This window comes from Mesorhizobium sp. P2_C7 (genome assembly GCF_056404515.1).
In genome coordinates, this window is sequence record NZ_JBFUDW010000006.1 from 288,252 (window position 1) to 304,504 (window position 16,253).

Here is a 16,253-nt window from a genome sequence, read left to right on the forward strand (position 1 = left end):
TGCCCTAAGCGGGAGGAAATCCGCTCGCCCGGGAACCGGATTTCTCGGGCAAAGAATCGAAAGACAAGGCCGGGTTCATCCGGGCGCAGTGCGTCGTTGGCACATTGCCTTGACACCATTACAAACCTAATAGATTATCTACAGACTGTATGCTTTATCGAAGCCTGACAGCAGACCTTTTGTATCGGAAAACGCCCCGGGAACGACAAGAAATAATAACATAAAACAATGACATAAGCCTTGGTCTGGTATGTGGAAGACGGTCGCCTTGCGGCGAAACAATGGGAGAATGAAATGAACGGAAATGATGCAGTGAGTGCGAAAGCGCTCAAGCTTGGTATTGCGCTCGCGTTTGGTGCGGTGCTGTTGTCTTCTCAGGCCAGCCGTGCAGAAGACCTGACCGTGGCGGTCAGCCTCGGACCGTTGGGTGAGACGCTCAAGAAGGCCGTACTGGCCCCTTTCAAGGAGCAGAGTAAACTCGACGTCGCCGTCGACGATCGTGACGCCGGCATCGGCGCCGTTCGCACCAAGCTGGAAGGCGGCGGCAACACCTGGGATGTTGTGGCGGCCGAGGATATCGAGGTTCTGCAGGGCTGCGATGAAGGGTTCTTCGCAAAAATCGACAGATCGAAGCTTCCCAATCTCAAAGACTACAATATCGCAGACCCACGCTTCGAATGCGGTATCCCGTACGTGGTTTACAACACAGCCCTCGGCTACGATAAGAACGTGGTCAAGACCGAGCCGACATCCTGGGCCGATCTCTGGGACACGCAAAAGTGGCCTGGGAAACGGGCTATGGCCAAATCGCCGGTCGATGCACTGGAGATAGCACTATTGGCTGATGGTGTCGCCGGAGCAGATGTCTACAGCGTTCTGGCAACGCCAGAGGGCGTGGACCGCGCCTTCAAGAAGCTCGACGCACTCAAGAAGGACATCGTGTGGTGGACCAATGTCGGCCAATCCAGGCAGATGCTGGCATCGGGCGAGGTTGTCATGACGGTTACCTTCGACAACGGCATTCGTTTTTTCAACAAGACACAGAAAACAAATCTGGGCGCGGTGCTGAAGGATGCCATCACTCATGTGGACTATTGGGCGATCATCACGGAGAGCCCGCAGATCGACAATGCCTACAAGTTCCTCGAATATGCTTCGCAGCCCGAACCGCAGGCCGCGGTCACCAATATGCTCGCCATTTCGGTTCCCAACCGCAACGCATTGCCGCTGACCTCAGACGACATCCGTCCGTTCGTGTCCACCGATCCTGAAAACCTGAAAAGCACCTTTAAATCGGATGCTGATTTCTGGATCAACAACTATGACGCCCTCGCCAAGAGGTTCGATACCTGGGTGGCAGGTCAGTGACATTGTACGGTTCGGGAAATCAAGTGCTTGTCGAGGTCGATGCCACGGTCTCCGACGATACAAAGCACCTGATCCGGGATCTCAAAAGATCGCAGCGCGCGGGCAAGATCCGCGCGTTTGCCCTCATTGCTCCGCTCCTTGTTTTTCTGGTTCTGGTCTTTATCGGGCCGGTCGCAAACCTTTTAACCCGCAGTGTCGTGGACAGCGGGGTCTCCGAGGCCCTTCCCGCAACCATTGCCGCGCTCGCCGACTGGAACCCCAGCAACGCCGAGCCCATTCCCGATGCCGCCTTCGTGGCGCTCGTTGCTGACCTGAAGAGTGGCGGAGCAACGCAAATCGTCGCGCGCGCCGGGACGCGTCTCAACTACGGCCTGCCAGGCATGCGCGCCCTGCTGATGAGAACGCGTACGGCTGTCCAAGGTACCTCCCCCTCCGCCGACGCCCGGCACGTTCTGGCCGGCATCTCGCCCAAATGGGAAGAGGTGGCGACTTGGTCGGTCATTCGGCAGGCCGGTGGGCCTCTGACTGATTTCTATCTTCTCTCATCACTGGACCTGAGGCGGGATCCACAGGATCACGTCCGGCTGGTGGACGTATCGGATCGCGTGTTTGTCCCCACAATCATGCGCACCTTCGAAATATCGCTCGTCGTCACAGTCCTGGCATTCCTGTTTGGATTTCCGTTTGCCTATCTAACCGCGAGCGTCTCAGACCGCGTGGCCCGATTGCTGATCTTCATGGTCCTGCTGCCGTTTTGGACGGCCGTCCTCGTTCGCACTTTGTCCTGGATGGTGCTGTTGCAGCGAAATGGCATCGTCAACCAGGCCCTGATGGACTTCGGATTGATCGACCAGCCGCTTGAGCTCCTGTTCAATCGCTTCGCGGTCTACGTCTCGTTGTTGCACATCTTCGTTCCCTACATGGTGCTGCCGCTCTACAGCGCCATGAAGTCCGTGCCGCAATCGCACATGCGCGCCGCAGCATCGTTGGGTGCGCCCCCCTGGATCGCCTTTCGTCGCGTTTATCTGCCCCAGATCGGACCGGGTGTCGCTGCAGGCGCTCTGCTGGTGTTCATACAATGCCTTGGGGTCTTCGTTATTCCGGCCATTCTTGGCGGCCCGAATGACCAAGGCATCCCCTACATGATCGTCTTCTACGTCAACCGCAGTTTGAACTGGGGCCTTGCAGCGGCGCTATCCGTGATCTTGCTCGTCGCGGTGTACCTCTTTTACTGGCTGTTCACGAAGCTCGCCGGCACCACGAAACTAAGTGTGGGGTAAGTCCTATGTCGACGCGTCCCTTTGAAACGAATGGGCAAAAATTTACCTTCTGGGCCCTGCGTGGTTTTGGCGTGCTGTTTTGCCTATTCCTGATCGGACCGATCTTTGTGTTTGTCCCCCTGTCCTTCAATGACCTGGCGCTCTTCCATTACCCCATCGAGACGTACAGCCTCCGATGGTACCGGGAATTGATCGGGTCGCTCGAGTGGCGCCGGGCATTGATCAACAGCGTCGTGGTCGCCACAGCCTCGACATTGCTCGCGACAGCATTGGGCGTCAGTGCCGCGGTCGGCCTTTGGAAGGCAAGGTTCCCGGGCAAGAATGTCTTGATGGTCATTTTCCTGACACCAATGATCGTGCCTAGCGTCATTGCCGGCGTAAGCATGTATCTAGCACTGGTACAAGTCGGGCTGGACAACAGCTACACGGGCTTGATCTTCGCACACACGGCGCTCGCTTCGCCTATGGTCGTCGTTACAGTTTCAGCGACGCTCGCCCGCTTCGACGCCACGTTGCTTCGCGCCGCCGGAAGCCTGGGTGCGGGACCGCTGACTGCGTTTCGTCGCGTCACCTTTCCACTCATCCTCCCTGGGATCGTCACCGGGGCCATTTTTGCCTTCGCAATCTCTTTCGACGACGTCATCGCCGCCCTGTTCATCGCTGGGCCGAGCCAGCGCACCCTTCCCGTGCAGATGTACAGTCGGGCGACGGATCTGTTCGAACTCACGATCGCTGCCGCGGCGACGGTGATGCTGGTCATCGCGGTGCTGCTGATGACGGCGCTCGAATTCCTCAAGAGGCGCGAGAGGCTTCCGCCGACCGCGAACGGCTCTCGGTGAAACAAGCCAAATCCACATCTCTGACCCAAGGCCCCCCGGCCGGGATCGGAATGAAAGAACCGGAGACTTCCTTGGACACGATTGTCGAATTCCTCAACATCACGAAAACCTACGACGGGCGGACGAGGGTCGTTCGCAACCTCGATCTCAAGGTTGCTAGAGGCGAATTCCTGACCATGCTCGGACCGTCAGGCTCGGGCAAGACGACGTCCCTGATGATGCTGGCGGGATTCGAAGCGCCCTCCTCCGGCGAAATCCTGCTCGAAGGCAAGTCGCTTTCCAGCCAGCCCCCCTATAGGCGCGACATTGGCGTGGTGTTCCAGAACTACGCCCTGTTTCCGCACATGACCGTCGGCCAGAACATCGCCTTTCCCCTTGTCATCCGAGGCATGTCGCGCAGCGAGATCGATGCCCACGTTGCACGTGCCCTTGACATGGTCCGCCTTCCGCAGGTGTCGGGACGGCGCCCTGCCGAGTTGTCCGGCGGTCAGCAGCAGCGCGTGGCCCTGGCCCGTGCTCTCGTCTTCGAGCCCAAGATCGTCCTTATGGACGAGCCTTTGGGCGCGCTCGACCGGCAGCTGAGGGAGGAGATGCAGCTTGAGATTCGGGCCATCCACAAGCGGCTTGGCGTGACCGTTGTCTACGTCACGCATGACCAGGGGGAAGCGCTGACAATGTCCGATCGAATTGCCATCTTCAACAACGGCGTCGTTGAGCAATTGGCGGGCCCGGAAACGCTGTACGAGCACCCTGAGAATGCCTTCGTGGCGCGTTTTGTAGGCGAGAACAATCTGCTCCCGGGATTGGCGACCCAATTTCGCGGCGACGCGTGCGAAGTGGAGGTATCAGGATCCGGGCGGCTCGTCGCGCGGGTCGGCGATATCCGCAACAACTACGTGAATGCCGTCGTCTCAATCCGGCCGGAGAAGGTCAGGTTGGCTTTGCCCGAAGACGGCAGCGAGTCGGCGAACAGTTTTCCGGCCGTGGTGGAGGAGGTCGTGTATCTCGGCGACCAGACGAAGCTCATCATGCGGCTCAAGGGTGGCCAGGCCCTCATCGCCAAGATGCCGACGAGCAGTCAAAGCCGGGGCCACCGCGCGGGACAGGACGTCACGGCGCATTGGGACTGGACAGATTGCGTCGCCTTTAAAGAGGAGCCGCGCCCCGTGCTTGCACCAAACGAGGTGGTCAAATCCCCGAAGCCCGTCGAACGGGCCCGCAATCAACTCGAGCTAACGGGCTTTGGCCACTACTCTTGATTGGGGCAAACCTATCCCTGTGACGGCCGTGCGCGGTGCCCATTCGCGCTGGACGGATCCAACGCAGAACGACAGATCCAACATTTCGCTCAAGGAGCAGACCATGCGGCCACAGCCCAGCAAGAACTTTCTGCGCGATAGCAACGCGAAGCACGTCTACCACCCTATGGCGCATCCCAATGATATGGAGGCCCACCCTCCCCGCATCATCGCGCGCGGCGAAGGGGTTTATGTGTTCGATGACGACGGACGCAAAGCGGTCGACGCCGGGGCAGGCCTATGGAACGTCAATCTGGGCTATTCGAACCAGGCCATCAAGGATGCTATCGCCGAACAACTGGCGCAACTGCCGTATTATTCCGCGTTCAAGGGCTCAACCAATGAGCGCCTGATCGAACTTAGCCATGTGCTCGTGGAGATGCTGCAGCCCGAGGACATGAGACGGGCCTTTTTCACGTCGGGCGGATCGGATTCCGTCGAGACCGCGCTCAGGCTGGCGCGACAATACTGGAAGATGATGGGTCACCTGGATCGCAGCAAGTTTCTGTCCATCAAGCGCGGCTATCACGGGACCCATTTCGGCGGCGCCTCCGTCAACGGCAACACTACGTTTCGCCGGGCATATGAACCACTTCTACCGGGCTGTTTCCATGTTCCGGTCCCGTTCGACTATCGCAATGCCTTCAATGAGGCCGATCCGACAAGGCTCGCGGAATTGTGCCTGGCCGCCGTGGAGGACGAAATCCAGTTCCAGGGCGCCGATACGATCGCCGCCTTTATCGCCGAGCCAGTGCTGGGTGCCGGCGGCGTCGTCGTTCCGCCGGAAATCTATTGGCCTCGGCTGCGGCAGATCCTCGATCGTCACGGCATCTTGCTGATCGCCGATGAAGTCGTCACCGGCTTCGGCCGCACTGGCAGCTGGTTCGGCTGCCGGGGGTGGGGCGTCAAGCCGGACATGATTTGCCTGGCTAAGGCAATCACGTCGGGATATTTTCCGATGGGCGCATTGGTCGTCAACGAGCGTCTCGAACGGGCTTTCAGAAACAACACAGACGCAATGGGCATCATATCCCATGGCTACACCTACTCAGGCCATCCGGTCGGCTGCGCTGCAGCACTTGCGTGCCTCGAGGAAACCGTCGCGCTCGACGTGGTCACGAACACGCGTGTGCAAAGTGACTTCCTGATCCCAGCCATGCGGGCGATGGCTGATCGCCACGAGACGATCGGAAACGTCCGTGGCAAGGGTCTGATGTTCGCGATCGAGGTCGTCTGTGACCGCGCGGCCAAGACGCCCGCCGGAAAGCAGTACATGGCTGCGCTCGGTCAACTGGCCTATGACGCCGGCGCTCTGGTCAGAATCGTCGGGCACATGATGATCTTCTCACCGGCCTTGATTATCCAGCGCGAGGAATGCGAACAAATCGTATCGGCTGTTGAAGCCGCATTCGCCAAGAACCTGGTAAATCCGGCGACGTAGATGCGGGAACCATACGCATAGGCAGCACGGGGTCGCCCTGAATACCATCGGCAGCGCCGAAGGCTGCAGCGTCATTGGATGCGGTCCGCGCTGTGCGCCCCGTAAAAGGTCAGGCCTCGGTCACCTTGACCAACTTGGTGACCATGTAGGCTTCCATCGCTTCGCTCCCGCCCTCCGAACCGTGGCCAGAATCCTTGACCCCGCCAAATGGTACTTCCGGCAGGGCCAGCAGATTGTCATTGACGCTCAACATCCCAGTCTCAAGTCGCGATCCAAGTTGCGATATGATTGTATTCGATCGTGTGAAGGCGAAGGCCGCGAGGCCATAGGGTAGCCGATTGGCCTCGTCCACCGCATCGTCCAGCGTCTCGAACGGCCTGAACAGCGCGATCGGCCCGAACGGCTCCTCGTTCATTGCTCGCGCTGAAAGTGGCACCTCCGAGAGGATGGTCGGTTCGAAGTAGTAGCCGATATTCCCGTGGCGCCGGCCCCCGCTGCGGAGCCGCGCACCTTGCTCCAGCGCGTCCTGGACGAGAGCTTCCATCGCATGCAGACGCCTCTCATTGGCGAGAGGTCCCATCGTCGTGTCGGCGTTCATGCCGTCGCCGATGCGCAGCGTCGATGCCTCTGCCACGAAGTGGCTCAGGAAATCGTCATAGGCGCCCTGCTGGATCAGGAAGCGGGTCGGCGAAACACAGATCTGTCCGGCATTCCGGAATTTGGCCTGCGCCAGGACCTTGGCGGCCGCCGAGATGTTCGCATCATCGAACACGAGGACGGGCGCATGTCCACCAAGCTCCATCGTCGTGCGCTTCATGTGTTGGCCGGCAAGGGCAGCAAGCTTCTTGCCGACGGCCGTCGATCCGGTGAAGGAAATCTTGCGAATAGCCGGATGGGCGATCAGGAATTCGGAAATGGCGGCAGGATTGCCGTAGACAAGATTGAGCACACCCTTCGGCAGCCCGGCATCCAGAAAAGCCCTGGCCAATTCCGCGACGCATGCTGGCGCTTCTTCTGCAGGCTTGGCTACCACCGAGCAACCGGCACCGATGGCTGCGGCGATCTTGCGGGCAGCCTGGTTCAGGGGAAAGTTCCATGGCGTCAGAACGGCCACGGGGCCAACTGGCTCCTTCAGGACGAGTTGCTGTGTTGCAGGCGCCCGCGACGGCACGACTCTGCCGTAGGTGCGCCTGCTTTCTTCGGCGAACCATTCGATCGTATCGGCCGCGACCTGCACTTCCGCGGACGATTCGGCCAAAGGCTTTGCTTGTTCGAGCGTCAAAAGCCGCGCGATAATCGCAGTACGCTCCCTCAGCAGTCCTGCCGCGGCGCGCATGATCTTCGATCGCTGGTAAGGTGCGACGGCGCGCCATTCGGCGAAGCCCAACCGTGCCGCCTCCACCGCGCGCTCGAGGTCAGTCGAAGTTGCGCTGGCAACATGGCCGATTGGTTGTCCCGTCGCCGGATTGACGACCGAATAGGTTCCTCCGTCGTCGCTGTTGCGCCATGTGTTCCCGATGAACAGCTGCACTGACGGATAGGAGATGCCGGCTTCGTTCGTCATCGCTTCCTCGGAATGTATCTTGATGGTCGCGCGCCGGGCCTTATGTCCGCGGCGATTTGCGTCTTTCGGCTCGTTAACCGGCTGGAAGAAGTCTGCGTTTCATCATCGCGAAAGTCAATTAAAACATACGAAATTTATGTTTTTTATGAAGCTTATGTTAAGCCAGGCCTCGCGCGAAACCGAGTGATTTCACCACGCCGTGAAGGAGCAGCCGGTCACACGCTCCAATTCCTTGAGGTCATCCCGATCAGGCCGAATGCCGGCAAGCGTGAAGTAGTGCCGTAGGTTGCTATGCAGTGCGGCGAGGCGGCTGTCCTCTGTCGGCGCCCTCCCTGCAGTCAATTCCTCAGCAGTCCTCGCGATGATGAGTTGCTCGCCGTGCTCACACTCGATCTCACTGGCAAGCACGTGCCTATGCAGCCCCTTTGCCTCATCCGCAGTGAGCGACGCGGCTCCCGCCTTGCAGGCACGGCGAGCAGCGCGCATGACAAGGACGACCTCTCTATGCCAGGCATCGGCCCTTTCGACGATGTTGCCGAACGTCTCTCGGTCGAGATCTGGCCTGGGCTGCGCGCTCCACCAGACGCAAAAGAGCAGCAGATTGACGTCGACGCCCAATTTCTCCTGAAGTTTCAGACAGGCGCTGCCAATTTCGGGCCGACCATAGATTTCGAGCGAGAAACTCCAGAACGGATGCGGTGCGAAAAGCCCATTCTCGTCGGAATTGTCGGCTTTCCCGGTCATCGATCGATAGCCTCTCTCCGGCGCAGTTGGAGGCCGGCGTCCCAACAGCAGGCGATCCGATTCTAGAGACGCCATGCAGCCACCGCAACGGGCCCTGGCGTCGGCCCGCCGCGACCAGCCCCGAGCGAAAACGGCTGGACAGACTGGCCTCATGCTTTTATATGTTCAATGAAGCTATCTAATGTAGATAACAATCTAATACAAATAAGTTCGACGGAACAGACCCCATGCATAGCGGTCCAACCCTTGCAAGAGAGCGATTGGAGGAGGCACTCGCCCGGATCGGCGATCCGTCGGGTGAAGGCTCCCGCGCCTGCCTGACGGTCTATGCCGACGCCGCGAGGGAGGCCGCGGATGCTGCCGACGCCCGTTCGCGCACAGGAACGCCCTTGGGTCCACTCGATGGTGTCATCGTCAGCATCAAGGATCTATTCGACGTCAGGGGCGAAGTAACACGGGCGGGATCCAAGGCCCTGTTGCAAGAGGGACGAGTGGCAAGGGCAGACGCTCCGGCCATCCATCGGCTCCGAGCGGCCGGCGCCGTTATCGTCGCCAAGACGAGCATGAGCGAATTTGCATTTTCGGGCATCGGCACGAATCCCCATTACGGCACACCGCGCAACCCACTCGACAGGAATCGTGTACCCGGAGGGTCGTCATCGGGGGCTGCGGTCGCGGTGGCGGACGGGTTCTGCGACATCGGCATCGGAACCGACACTGGTGGTTCGGTCAGGATTCCAGCGGCCTTGTGTGGTCTTGTCGGGTTCAAGCCGACCAAGGCCCGTATTCCGACCCTGGGTGCGTACCCTCTTTCGATGACGCTCGATTCCGTTGGTTCGATCGCGCGCACGATCGACGACTGCGCGGTGTCGGTGGCAATCATGTCGGGTCAGGAGCCGCATTCGTCCCGCGCGACGTCTCTGGCTGGCTTGCGCGTTGGCGTCGCTCAGGGCCTTGTTCTCGATGGTCTTGATGGTGTGGTGTCGGAAGGCTTCGACGCAGCGCTTGCGGCGCTCTCATGCGCATCCGTGCTGGTCAGGGATGTCGCGGTACCTGAGTTCGATGGCATGCGCGCTGTCAACCAGCGCGGCGGCATCGCCGCGGCCGAGGCCTTCGCCCTTCACCGGCATCGCTTGGACGGGAACCCGGACATTGATCCAAACATTCTGAGCCGCATTCAGAGAGGAAACTCGATCAGTGCTGCCGACTATATCGACATGATCGGTGAACGGCAGTCCTTGGCGCGAAGCTTCGATCAGCACTTCGAGGAATTGGACGTGTTGGTAATGCCGACCGTGCCGATTGTCGCGCCGACCTTCGATCAAGTCAGCACGGCTGAAGGTTTCTCGGAGCGCAATCTTATGTTGCTGCGCAACACGGCGGTCGCGAACTTCTTCGACTGTCCGGCCATAGCGCTGCCGCTGACGGGCATAGGCTCAAGCGCCAGCCTCATGTTGGTCGGTCGAGCCGGCCAGGACGACAGGCTTCTTTCCATCGCACGCGCGGTCGAGGCCTGCTTGGCAGGCCTTGGCGACAATCCATCGAAGCAATCGGCCACGGGCGGAGAATTCCAATGATACAGACAAGGGCACTGGATCCGAAGAAGATCACCCACCTGACGATCGCGGGCTGGACCGGGCGCAATCAGGAGGCGGTCGAAAAGCATATCCTCGAACTTGAGGCGCTCGGTGTACGGCGTCCAGAAACAACCCCGATCTTCTATCGCGTCGCGTCGTCCCTGCTGACGACGAACGAGACCATCGAGGTGATGGGGACAGCTTCCAGCGGCGAAGTCGAACCGGTGATTTTCTCGCTTTCCGGTGAACTCTGGGTGGGGATCGGTTCCGATCATACGGACCGCAAGGCCGAGACGGTCGGCGTCACCTTGTCCAAGCAGATGTGCGCCAAACCCGTCGGGCGCATTCTGTGGCGGTTCGCCGACGTCGCCGATCGATGGGACGACCTCGAGATTCAATCTCATGTCGTCGTTGGAGGCGAGCGACGCCTCTACCAGGAGGGAACACTGCGCACGATGCGACCGCCAGCGGAACTGATCCGACTTGGGACGGGCAAGGAAACGATGGCTGATGGTTCTGCGATGTTTTGCGGAACGCTCGCGGTGCACGGAGAGATCGGCGCATCCGAGCGTTTCGAGATGACACTTCGCGATCCGCTGACCGGAGAGAGCCTGACCGCCTCTTATTCGACCATAAGCTTACCCGAACGAGGATAATCGGCATGTCGACGACCAAGGTTCATCAGGAATTCTTCAAGCTCGACCTGGACGAAGGCTGGCACACGCCCGAAGGCTATCCGTCGGGCATCAAGCAGAAGATCGTCGCCGGCAGTCTGGACGAGGCGGCGGGTAAGGGAAACCGCACCCGCCTTCTGCGCTTCGACCCTGGTGTCTATACGACCGCCCCGTTCGTTCACGCTTATTGGGAAGAGGTGTTTCTCCTTGCGGGCGACCTGATCGTTGGTAACGACATCAACGGAGAGGGCGGAGAAGAATTCACCGGCTACACCTATGCGGTTCGCCCGCCCGGCGTCTACCACGGCCCGTTCAAGTCGAAGCACGGCTGCCTGCTTCTCGAGACCCACTATTACTAGGATGCGACCGGGGTGACATCACCCACTTGGCTGTCGCCTCCTTGGACAGGAAATGCCGCATGTTGAAGCTCGCCGTTCCAGATCTGGTGTCGAATTCGTACTTTCCCGCAGAAGCGGCGATCGAACTCGGCTTCTTCAAGAAGGCTGGGCTCGACGTATCGCTCGAGCTCATCTTCCCGGTCGACCGGGCCTACCACGCCTTGCGTGACGGCGACGTCGACATCGTGGCCGGTTCCGCGCATTCGGCGCTGGCGGCATTTCCAGGATTCGAAGGTGCCAAGCTGCTCTGCGCCCAAGCCCAGGGCATGTACTGGTTCCTGGTCATGCATACGGATTTCAAGGCATCACGCCACGACTTGTCGGTGGTGAGAGGCAAGCGCATTGGCGCTGCACCGTGGGTCGAGATGGGGTTGCGTCGGCTGCTGGTCGAGAGCGGGATCGAGACCGACACCGTGACCATCATGCCGGTTCCATCGAAGCCTGGTCAGACGGTGAATTTCGGATTGAACGCGGCCAAGGCGCTCGAAGAGCGGCTGATCGATGGGTTCTGGGCAAACGGTATGGCCGCCGAACTGGCTGTTCGAGATGGGATAGGAACGGTCGTTGCCGATGTTCGGCGAGACGGCCCAACTTCTGCATTTGATTTCACATTTGCGTCGATCGCCACGCGGGCGTCCTTTGCTGCCGACAGGCCACAGGAGGCGGCCGCGATCGTGTCAGCGATCGTTGAAACCCACGCGGCGCTAAAACAGGACGTCGACCTCGCAGGCAAAGTCGGACGTAGGCTTTTCCCCGGCAGAGCGGCGGACCTCATCGTCGATCTCATTCGTCGCGACCTGCCGTTTTACGATGCCTCCATCTCAAGACGTGCTGTTGAAGGTATGAGCCGCTTTGCACGCGACCTGGGTATCATCGACGCAGATCTGGCCTACGACAGCGTGGTGTGCACCGAGCTGTCCGATTTGTGGATTCCGTCCCAGCGCGCTGCACAAACGTCCGACTGATGCCGTGAGGTCAATGCTGCGACAGCAACAAACCATCGCATCAATCCTTGTCGAAGAACCTGTCGTCGCGCTCGGCAACCTTGAGTTCGGCGACGGCGAATTCGCTGTTGCGTGACAATCTGGTGAACATGGATTGCGCGGACGCCAGGTCCGCCGAAGTGATGCCCGCGAACAGCACGTCGTTTACCTGCCGGACGAACGCGGTCACGGATATGACGGCGGCTTCGCCTTCGGGCGTGAGGCTGACAAGGACGCTGCGACGGTCATCGTCTGCCGCAACCTTGTTCAGCAACCCTTTGCGAATGAGGCGTCCAACTTCCGTCGTGACATGCGTGGAAGCGAGATGGACATAGTTCGAGAGCCGCTTGATGGTGACGCCGCCTTCGCCTTGGCGGTAAGCAACCCCAACGAGTACCGCAAATTGTGACCCAGTCAGCCCGATTGCCCGGCCAAAGGCTTCCCGGCACATCGCCAGCCTGCCGAGCACCTCGACAAACAGGTAGATCACTTGCCGAAAATTGTCGTCGCTTCCGTCGACCAGCAACTCGGCATGGGAAACCGTCACAGGAGGAACGAACGCACGCTTGGTCTTCCTCTTGGGAGGCGGGCCTTTCTTCGCAGGGCGCTCGACGGAATTCTTCTTCAGCGCCGCCATTATCCAATCATCTCCATGACATTCTTCATCGCATAAGCTCTATCGTGAAAGGCAGGCTTGACCACCGCGCTCTCCGTGAAACAACAAAGAAGACAATACATTCGAAACATATGTTTATAGGGTAATCTTTCGGATAGCAATTTCGACGGCTACGGTGGGAGCATTTTCCACACTGAAATTCGTTGTACAGCCAGACATGATGAAAACTCGGATGGCGTCTCCTATCTTGCCGCGCCGCCTTGAGAGCGGTCAGCTTCTCAACCTGCGAGCCAGTTTATCAACTGGTCGCTTCACCACGGACCTATGGTCACGAGCCGCGATCGAGCCACGAGTTGACGCGGGTAAGCCTTATGAATTAATATACATTTTGTAGGCTATGGTGAACTCGAAAGGTTCGACGAAGCCGACATTTTTCGCCGGGACCATGTTCTGGCACGACCCAATCAGCGCGGAGTGAACCAGAATGACGTCGTACATGGCTGCTCTACCAACCCACCGAACCCTCTTTTATGGCGGCCAATGGCACGAGGCGCTGGATGGCGCTGTTGACGAGATCATCAATCCGGCTACGGGGGAAAGTTTGGGAAATGCCGCAGCGGCGAGCAAAGCGGATGTTGATAAGGCAGTCCGCGCGGCCACCGCGGGATTCAAGGTCTGGCGGCAGGTCAAATTGTCTGAAAGAGCGGCTATTGTCAGGGAGGCAGCGAGGATCATCCGCGCGAATTCGGAGAGGATTACCCTGACGGACTCGGCCGATTCCGGTGGTCCTTTCAAGAGAATGATCCGTGATGCCGAGGCAGGTGCGGCGACATTCGAGTTTTTTGCGGGACTGGCAACCGAGTTAAAAGGGAACACGATTCCGTTCAGCCACGATTCGCTCAATTATTCCGTCCGAGAGCCATTGGGCGTGGTGGTGCGTATCAATGCTTTCAATCACCCCTTCCTGTTCGCCGCGCAACGTGCCGCTGCGCCTCTCGTGGCTGGAAATGCTGTTGTCATCAAGCCGCCAGTACAGGCTCCTTTGTCGACCCTGCTCTTCGCCGAGTTGATCGGCCACCTGTTTCCGGACGGTGTGTTGAGCGTACTTCCTGGCGGGCGTGAATGCGGCGAGGCGCTCGTCGAGAATCCACAGGTCGCGATGGTCGGACTGATAGGTTCCGTCGAGACCGGCAAGGCGATTGCCCGATCTGCGGCCGGCACGTTGAAGAAGTTGAGCCTGGAGCTCGGCGGCAAGAACGCGCTTGTCGCGTTTCCCGACGCTGACCCGGCCAAGGTCGCCGCGGGAGCCGTCCAAGGAATGAACTTCACCTGGTGCGGTCAGTCCTGCGGATCCACATCGAGGATATTCCTGCATGAGTCCATTCACGATGCGGTCGTCCAACAAATAACCGCGGCAGTTTCCAAGTTTTCCTACGGTGTTCCCACCGACCCGACAACTGAAATGGGCTGTTTGGTCAGCCAGCAGCAATTGGAGAAAACTGAGAGATATGTCCGGTACGGACACGAGGACGGCGCCACCCTGATTGCAGGCGGTCTCGCGCCTGTTGATCCGAAATTCTCGGGCGGCTTCTTCTATCCACCAACGGTCTTCGTGAATGTGCATCCCGGAATGAGGATCGCCCGCGAGGAGATTTTCGGACCAGTGATGTCGGTGATCAAATGGCAAGACGAGGAGGAGATGTTCGAGGCCGTCAACGACTCCGACCTCGGCCTTACCGCCTCGATCTGGACCCGCGATCTATCAACCGCTCATAAAGCGGCCGCGCGTATAGAAGCCGGCTACATCTGGATCAACAACAGCAGCGCACACTATTTGGGCGCACCGTTTGGCGGCTATAAGCAATCGGGGCTCGGCCGCGAGGAATCCATCGAGGAACTTCTGGCCTGCACGCAGCTCAAGAACATCAATGTCACCTTGGATTGATCGGCGCGCAGCTTAGGATCTGCTTGGGACCAGTCGCGTCAATGTCCGGACCAGCGCCGAAGTCCCGAGACATCGAAACCGAACAGGTCAAGTGCTCGCCCAACAGTGTGGTCGACGATGTCGGCGATGGTCTCCGGCTTTGAGTAGAAGGCCGGGACCGGCGGCATGATGATAGCGCCGGCTTCGGTCGCCAGGGTCATGCTGCGCAGGTGCCCAAGGTGGAGTGGCGTTTCGCGCACCATGAGCACCAGTCTGCGACGCTCTTTCAGGACCACATCAGCCGCTCGGGTCAAGAGGCTCGATGTCGTGCCATGGGCAATTTCGGAAAGGCTTCGTATGGAACAGGGCGCAACGATCATACCAAGGGTCTTGAAGGACCCGCTCGAAATGGAAGCCGCTATGTCGTCAGCCGAGTGAACGACGCTGGCCAGTGCTTCTATGTCCTTGACCTTCGTTGAAGATTCGTGAGCGGTTGCAATCTTGGCTGACTTCGTCATGACCAGATGCGTCTCCAACTCGAGTTCTCGTCCAAGCTCAAGCAGTCGTACACCGTACACGACTCCCGAAGCGCCACTTATTCCGATCACCAAGCGTCTCGGCGCTGACTGGCTCAATTCGCAATCTCCCGCATTCGAACTTACGCACCCCGTGGCGGCCAAGGACCTTCTATTTTCGGCCATCCCAATTGCGCCGATGGACGCTCATTAAGAGGACAGAAGGCATCGCCAAGGCATAGCCAATTGATAAGCTACCATAGCATTTTCTCGCAAGCGAAAACTGCAGAAAGGCTGCCCTGGAACGCGGCGGACCACCTTCGTGTGTACTCACGGCCGCGTAGACGTGGTGCTCAAAGCACACGAACCACCGGACCAATCGCCGGCCCCGTCGGAACCGACATGCCCAACAGTCGTTTGTCCCCTTTCGCCAATTCGAAAGGAAACGCCTATGCCAGCCCCCGCCGAACTCAAATCCAAGTTCTGGGCATCCTTGAAGTCCGATATGACGATGATGATCGGACTCGATAACTCCAAGGTCATTCCTCGTCCGATGACTGCACAAATGGAGACTGACGGAAATGGTCCAGTCTGGTTCTTTACGGCGAAAGACACCGAACTCGTTCAGGGTCTGACGGATGGCAGCAAAGCGACCGCGACCTTCACGTCCAAAGGCCACGATCTGTTCGCCACTGTGCAGGGGAATCTTTGGCTCGACAACGACCGTGCAACGATCGATCGGCTTTGGAATCGCTTTGTGGCCGCATGGTTTGAGGGCGGGAAAGATGATCCGAGGCTAGCGTTGCTGCGGTTCGATCCGCGGGAGGCAGAGATTTGGCTGGATGGATCGAGCGTAATGGCAGGGATCAAGATGTTGCTCGGGTTCGATCCCAAAGACGAATACAAAGACAACGTCGCCAAAGTCGAGCTTTGACTCTGACGCGCCGACCGCGCTGTGGGCTCTGGTCTAGTTCGATCGTTGTGTACTCCGTGTAGGCAACCCGGCTGCTGCCCTCGGCACGAAGACGCGTT

The 16,253-nt window shown here is 59.2% G+C and carries 15 protein-coding genes; 11 read left to right on the top strand and 4 right to left on the bottom strand.

Going from position 1 to position 16,253, the window contains the following annotated elements:
* Positions 1-294: 294 nt before the first annotated feature.
* The 5 genes from AC1D2G_RS15330 to AC1D2G_RS15350 all read left to right on the top strand — a co-directional run bounded on the left by AC1D2G_RS15330 (position 295) and on the right by AC1D2G_RS15350 (position 6,226).
* Positions 295-1,368 carry an extracellular solute-binding protein gene (locus tag AC1D2G_RS15330; RefSeq protein ID WP_477414980.1) on the top strand — a complete coding sequence of 358 codons (1,074 nt, stop codon included), beginning with the start codon at positions 295-297 and terminating at the stop codon, positions 1,366-1,368.
* A gap of 23 nt (positions 1,369-1,391) precedes the next feature.
* Complete coding sequence (locus tag AC1D2G_RS15335; RefSeq protein WP_477414982.1) at positions 1,392-2,648, top strand: ABC transporter permease; 1,257 nt, start codon at positions 1,392-1,394, stop codon at positions 2,646-2,648.
* A gap of 5 nt (positions 2,649-2,653) precedes the next feature.
* Positions 2,654-3,487: an ABC transporter permease gene (locus AC1D2G_RS15340; RefSeq protein WP_477414983.1), complete on the top strand. Its 834-nt coding sequence runs from the start codon at positions 2,654-2,656 to the stop codon at positions 3,485-3,487.
* 71 nt (positions 3,488-3,558) lie between these two features.
* Positions 3,559-4,746 (top strand): ABC transporter ATP-binding protein, encoded by a 1,188-nt coding sequence (locus AC1D2G_RS15345; RefSeq protein WP_477414984.1) that lies wholly within the window; start codon positions 3,559-3,561, stop codon positions 4,744-4,746.
* Between the two features lie 103 nt (positions 4,747-4,849).
* Positions 4,850-6,226: an aminotransferase class III-fold pyridoxal phosphate-dependent enzyme gene (locus tag AC1D2G_RS15350; protein ID WP_477414986.1), complete on the top strand. Its 1,377-nt coding sequence runs from the start codon at positions 4,850-4,852 to the stop codon at positions 6,224-6,226.
* A 109-nt stretch (positions 6,227-6,335) separates the two neighbouring features.
* Here the strand turns inward: AC1D2G_RS15350 and AC1D2G_RS15355 are convergent, their stop codons facing one another.
* Complete coding sequence (locus tag AC1D2G_RS15355; RefSeq protein WP_477414988.1) at positions 6,336-7,790, bottom strand: NAD-dependent succinate-semialdehyde dehydrogenase; 1,455 nt, start codon at positions 7,788-7,790, stop codon at positions 6,336-6,338.
* 189 nt (positions 7,791-7,979) lie between these two features.
* A complete protein-coding gene (locus AC1D2G_RS15360; RefSeq protein ID WP_477414990.1) occupies positions 7,980-8,534 on the bottom strand; it encodes a TIGR02444 family protein in 555 nt (184 codons plus the stop codon).
* Positions 8,535-8,761: 227 nt separating this feature from the next.
* Here AC1D2G_RS15360 and AC1D2G_RS15365 point away from each other — a divergent pair, with 227 nt between their 5' ends.
* From AC1D2G_RS15365 to AC1D2G_RS15380, 4 genes are read left to right on the top strand one after another with little or no spacing between them, the layout of a single operon-like run.
* Positions 8,762-10,111: an amidase gene (locus tag AC1D2G_RS15365; RefSeq protein ID WP_477414992.1), complete on the top strand. Its 1,350-nt coding sequence runs from the start codon at positions 8,762-8,764 to the stop codon at positions 10,109-10,111.
* A complete protein-coding gene (locus AC1D2G_RS15370) occupies positions 10,108-10,767 on the top strand; it encodes a DUF2848 domain-containing protein (protein ID WP_477414994.1) in 660 nt (219 codons plus the stop codon). The genes AC1D2G_RS15365 and AC1D2G_RS15370 overlap by 4 nt, the downstream gene beginning before the upstream one ends.
* A gap of 5 nt (positions 10,768-10,772) precedes the next feature.
* Positions 10,773-11,144, top strand: coding sequence for a cupin (locus AC1D2G_RS15375; protein WP_477414996.1), 372 nt, complete (start codon positions 10,773-10,775; stop codon positions 11,142-11,144).
* Positions 11,145-11,203: 59 nt separating this feature from the next.
* Positions 11,204-12,148, top strand: coding sequence for an ABC transporter substrate-binding protein (locus tag AC1D2G_RS15380; protein WP_477414998.1), 945 nt, complete (start codon positions 11,204-11,206; stop codon positions 12,146-12,148).
* 40 nt (positions 12,149-12,188) lie between these two features.
* On the opposite strand, the gene AC1D2G_RS15385 is transcribed toward AC1D2G_RS15380, so the two are convergent.
* Positions 12,189-12,803 carry a MarR family winged helix-turn-helix transcriptional regulator gene (locus tag AC1D2G_RS15385; protein ID WP_477415000.1) on the bottom strand — a complete coding sequence of 205 codons (615 nt, stop codon included), beginning with the start codon at positions 12,801-12,803 and terminating at the stop codon, positions 12,189-12,191.
* A 463-nt stretch (positions 12,804-13,266) separates the two neighbouring features.
* On the opposite strand from AC1D2G_RS15385, the gene AC1D2G_RS15390 reads away from it, so the two are divergent.
* Positions 13,267-14,727 (top strand): aldehyde dehydrogenase family protein, encoded by a 1,461-nt coding sequence (locus AC1D2G_RS15390; protein ID WP_477415002.1) that lies wholly within the window; start codon positions 13,267-13,269, stop codon positions 14,725-14,727.
* 38 nt (positions 14,728-14,765) lie between these two features.
* On the opposite strand, the gene AC1D2G_RS15395 is transcribed toward AC1D2G_RS15390, so the two are convergent.
* Positions 14,766-15,341, bottom strand: a complete 576-nt coding sequence (locus AC1D2G_RS15395; RefSeq protein WP_477226542.1) for a UbiX family flavin prenyltransferase — start codon at positions 15,339-15,341, stop codon at positions 14,766-14,768.
* A 331-nt stretch (positions 15,342-15,672) separates the two neighbouring features.
* Between AC1D2G_RS15395 and AC1D2G_RS15400 the strand changes: the two genes are divergently transcribed.
* On the top strand, positions 15,673-16,155 hold the full coding sequence (locus AC1D2G_RS15400; RefSeq protein WP_477226541.1) for a pyridoxamine 5'-phosphate oxidase family protein: 483 nt from the start codon (positions 15,673-15,675) through the stop codon (positions 16,153-16,155).
* The last annotated feature ends 98 nt before the right edge of the window (positions 16,156-16,253 follow it).

Bases quoted from the DNA above. Each gene is read 5' to 3' on its own strand.
- AC1D2G_RS15330 (WP_477414980.1), top strand. From the start codon at position 295: ATGAACGGAAATGATGCAGTGAGTGCGAAAGCGCTCAAGCTTGGTATT.
- AC1D2G_RS15340 (WP_477414983.1), top strand. From the start codon at position 2,654: ATGTCGACGCGTCCCTTTGAAACGAATGGGCAAAAATTTACCTTCTGG.
- AC1D2G_RS15350 (WP_477414986.1), top strand. From the start codon at position 4,850: ATGCGGCCACAGCCCAGCAAGAACTTTCTGCGCGATAGCAACGCGAAG.
- AC1D2G_RS15355 (WP_477414988.1), bottom strand. From the start codon at position 7,790: ATGACGAACGAAGCCGGCATCTCCTATCCGTCAGTGCAGCTGTTCATC.
- AC1D2G_RS15360 (WP_477414990.1), bottom strand. From the start codon at position 8,534: ATGACCGGGAAAGCCGACAATTCCGACGAGAATGGGCTTTTCGCACCG.
- AC1D2G_RS15365 (WP_477414992.1), top strand. From the start codon at position 8,762: ATGCATAGCGGTCCAACCCTTGCAAGAGAGCGATTGGAGGAGGCACTC.
- AC1D2G_RS15370 (WP_477414994.1), top strand. From the start codon at position 10,108: ATGATACAGACAAGGGCACTGGATCCGAAGAAGATCACCCACCTGACG.
- AC1D2G_RS15375 (WP_477414996.1), top strand. From the start codon at position 10,773: ATGTCGACGACCAAGGTTCATCAGGAATTCTTCAAGCTCGACCTGGAC.
- AC1D2G_RS15380 (WP_477414998.1), top strand. From the start codon at position 11,204: ATGTTGAAGCTCGCCGTTCCAGATCTGGTGTCGAATTCGTACTTTCCC.
- AC1D2G_RS15385 (WP_477415000.1), bottom strand. From the start codon at position 12,803: ATGGCGGCGCTGAAGAAGAATTCCGTCGAGCGCCCTGCGAAGAAAGGC.
- AC1D2G_RS15390 (WP_477415002.1), top strand. From the start codon at position 13,267: ATGACGTCGTACATGGCTGCTCTACCAACCCACCGAACCCTCTTTTAT.
- AC1D2G_RS15400 (WP_477226541.1), top strand. From the start codon at position 15,673: ATGCCAGCCCCCGCCGAACTCAAATCCAAGTTCTGGGCATCCTTGAAG.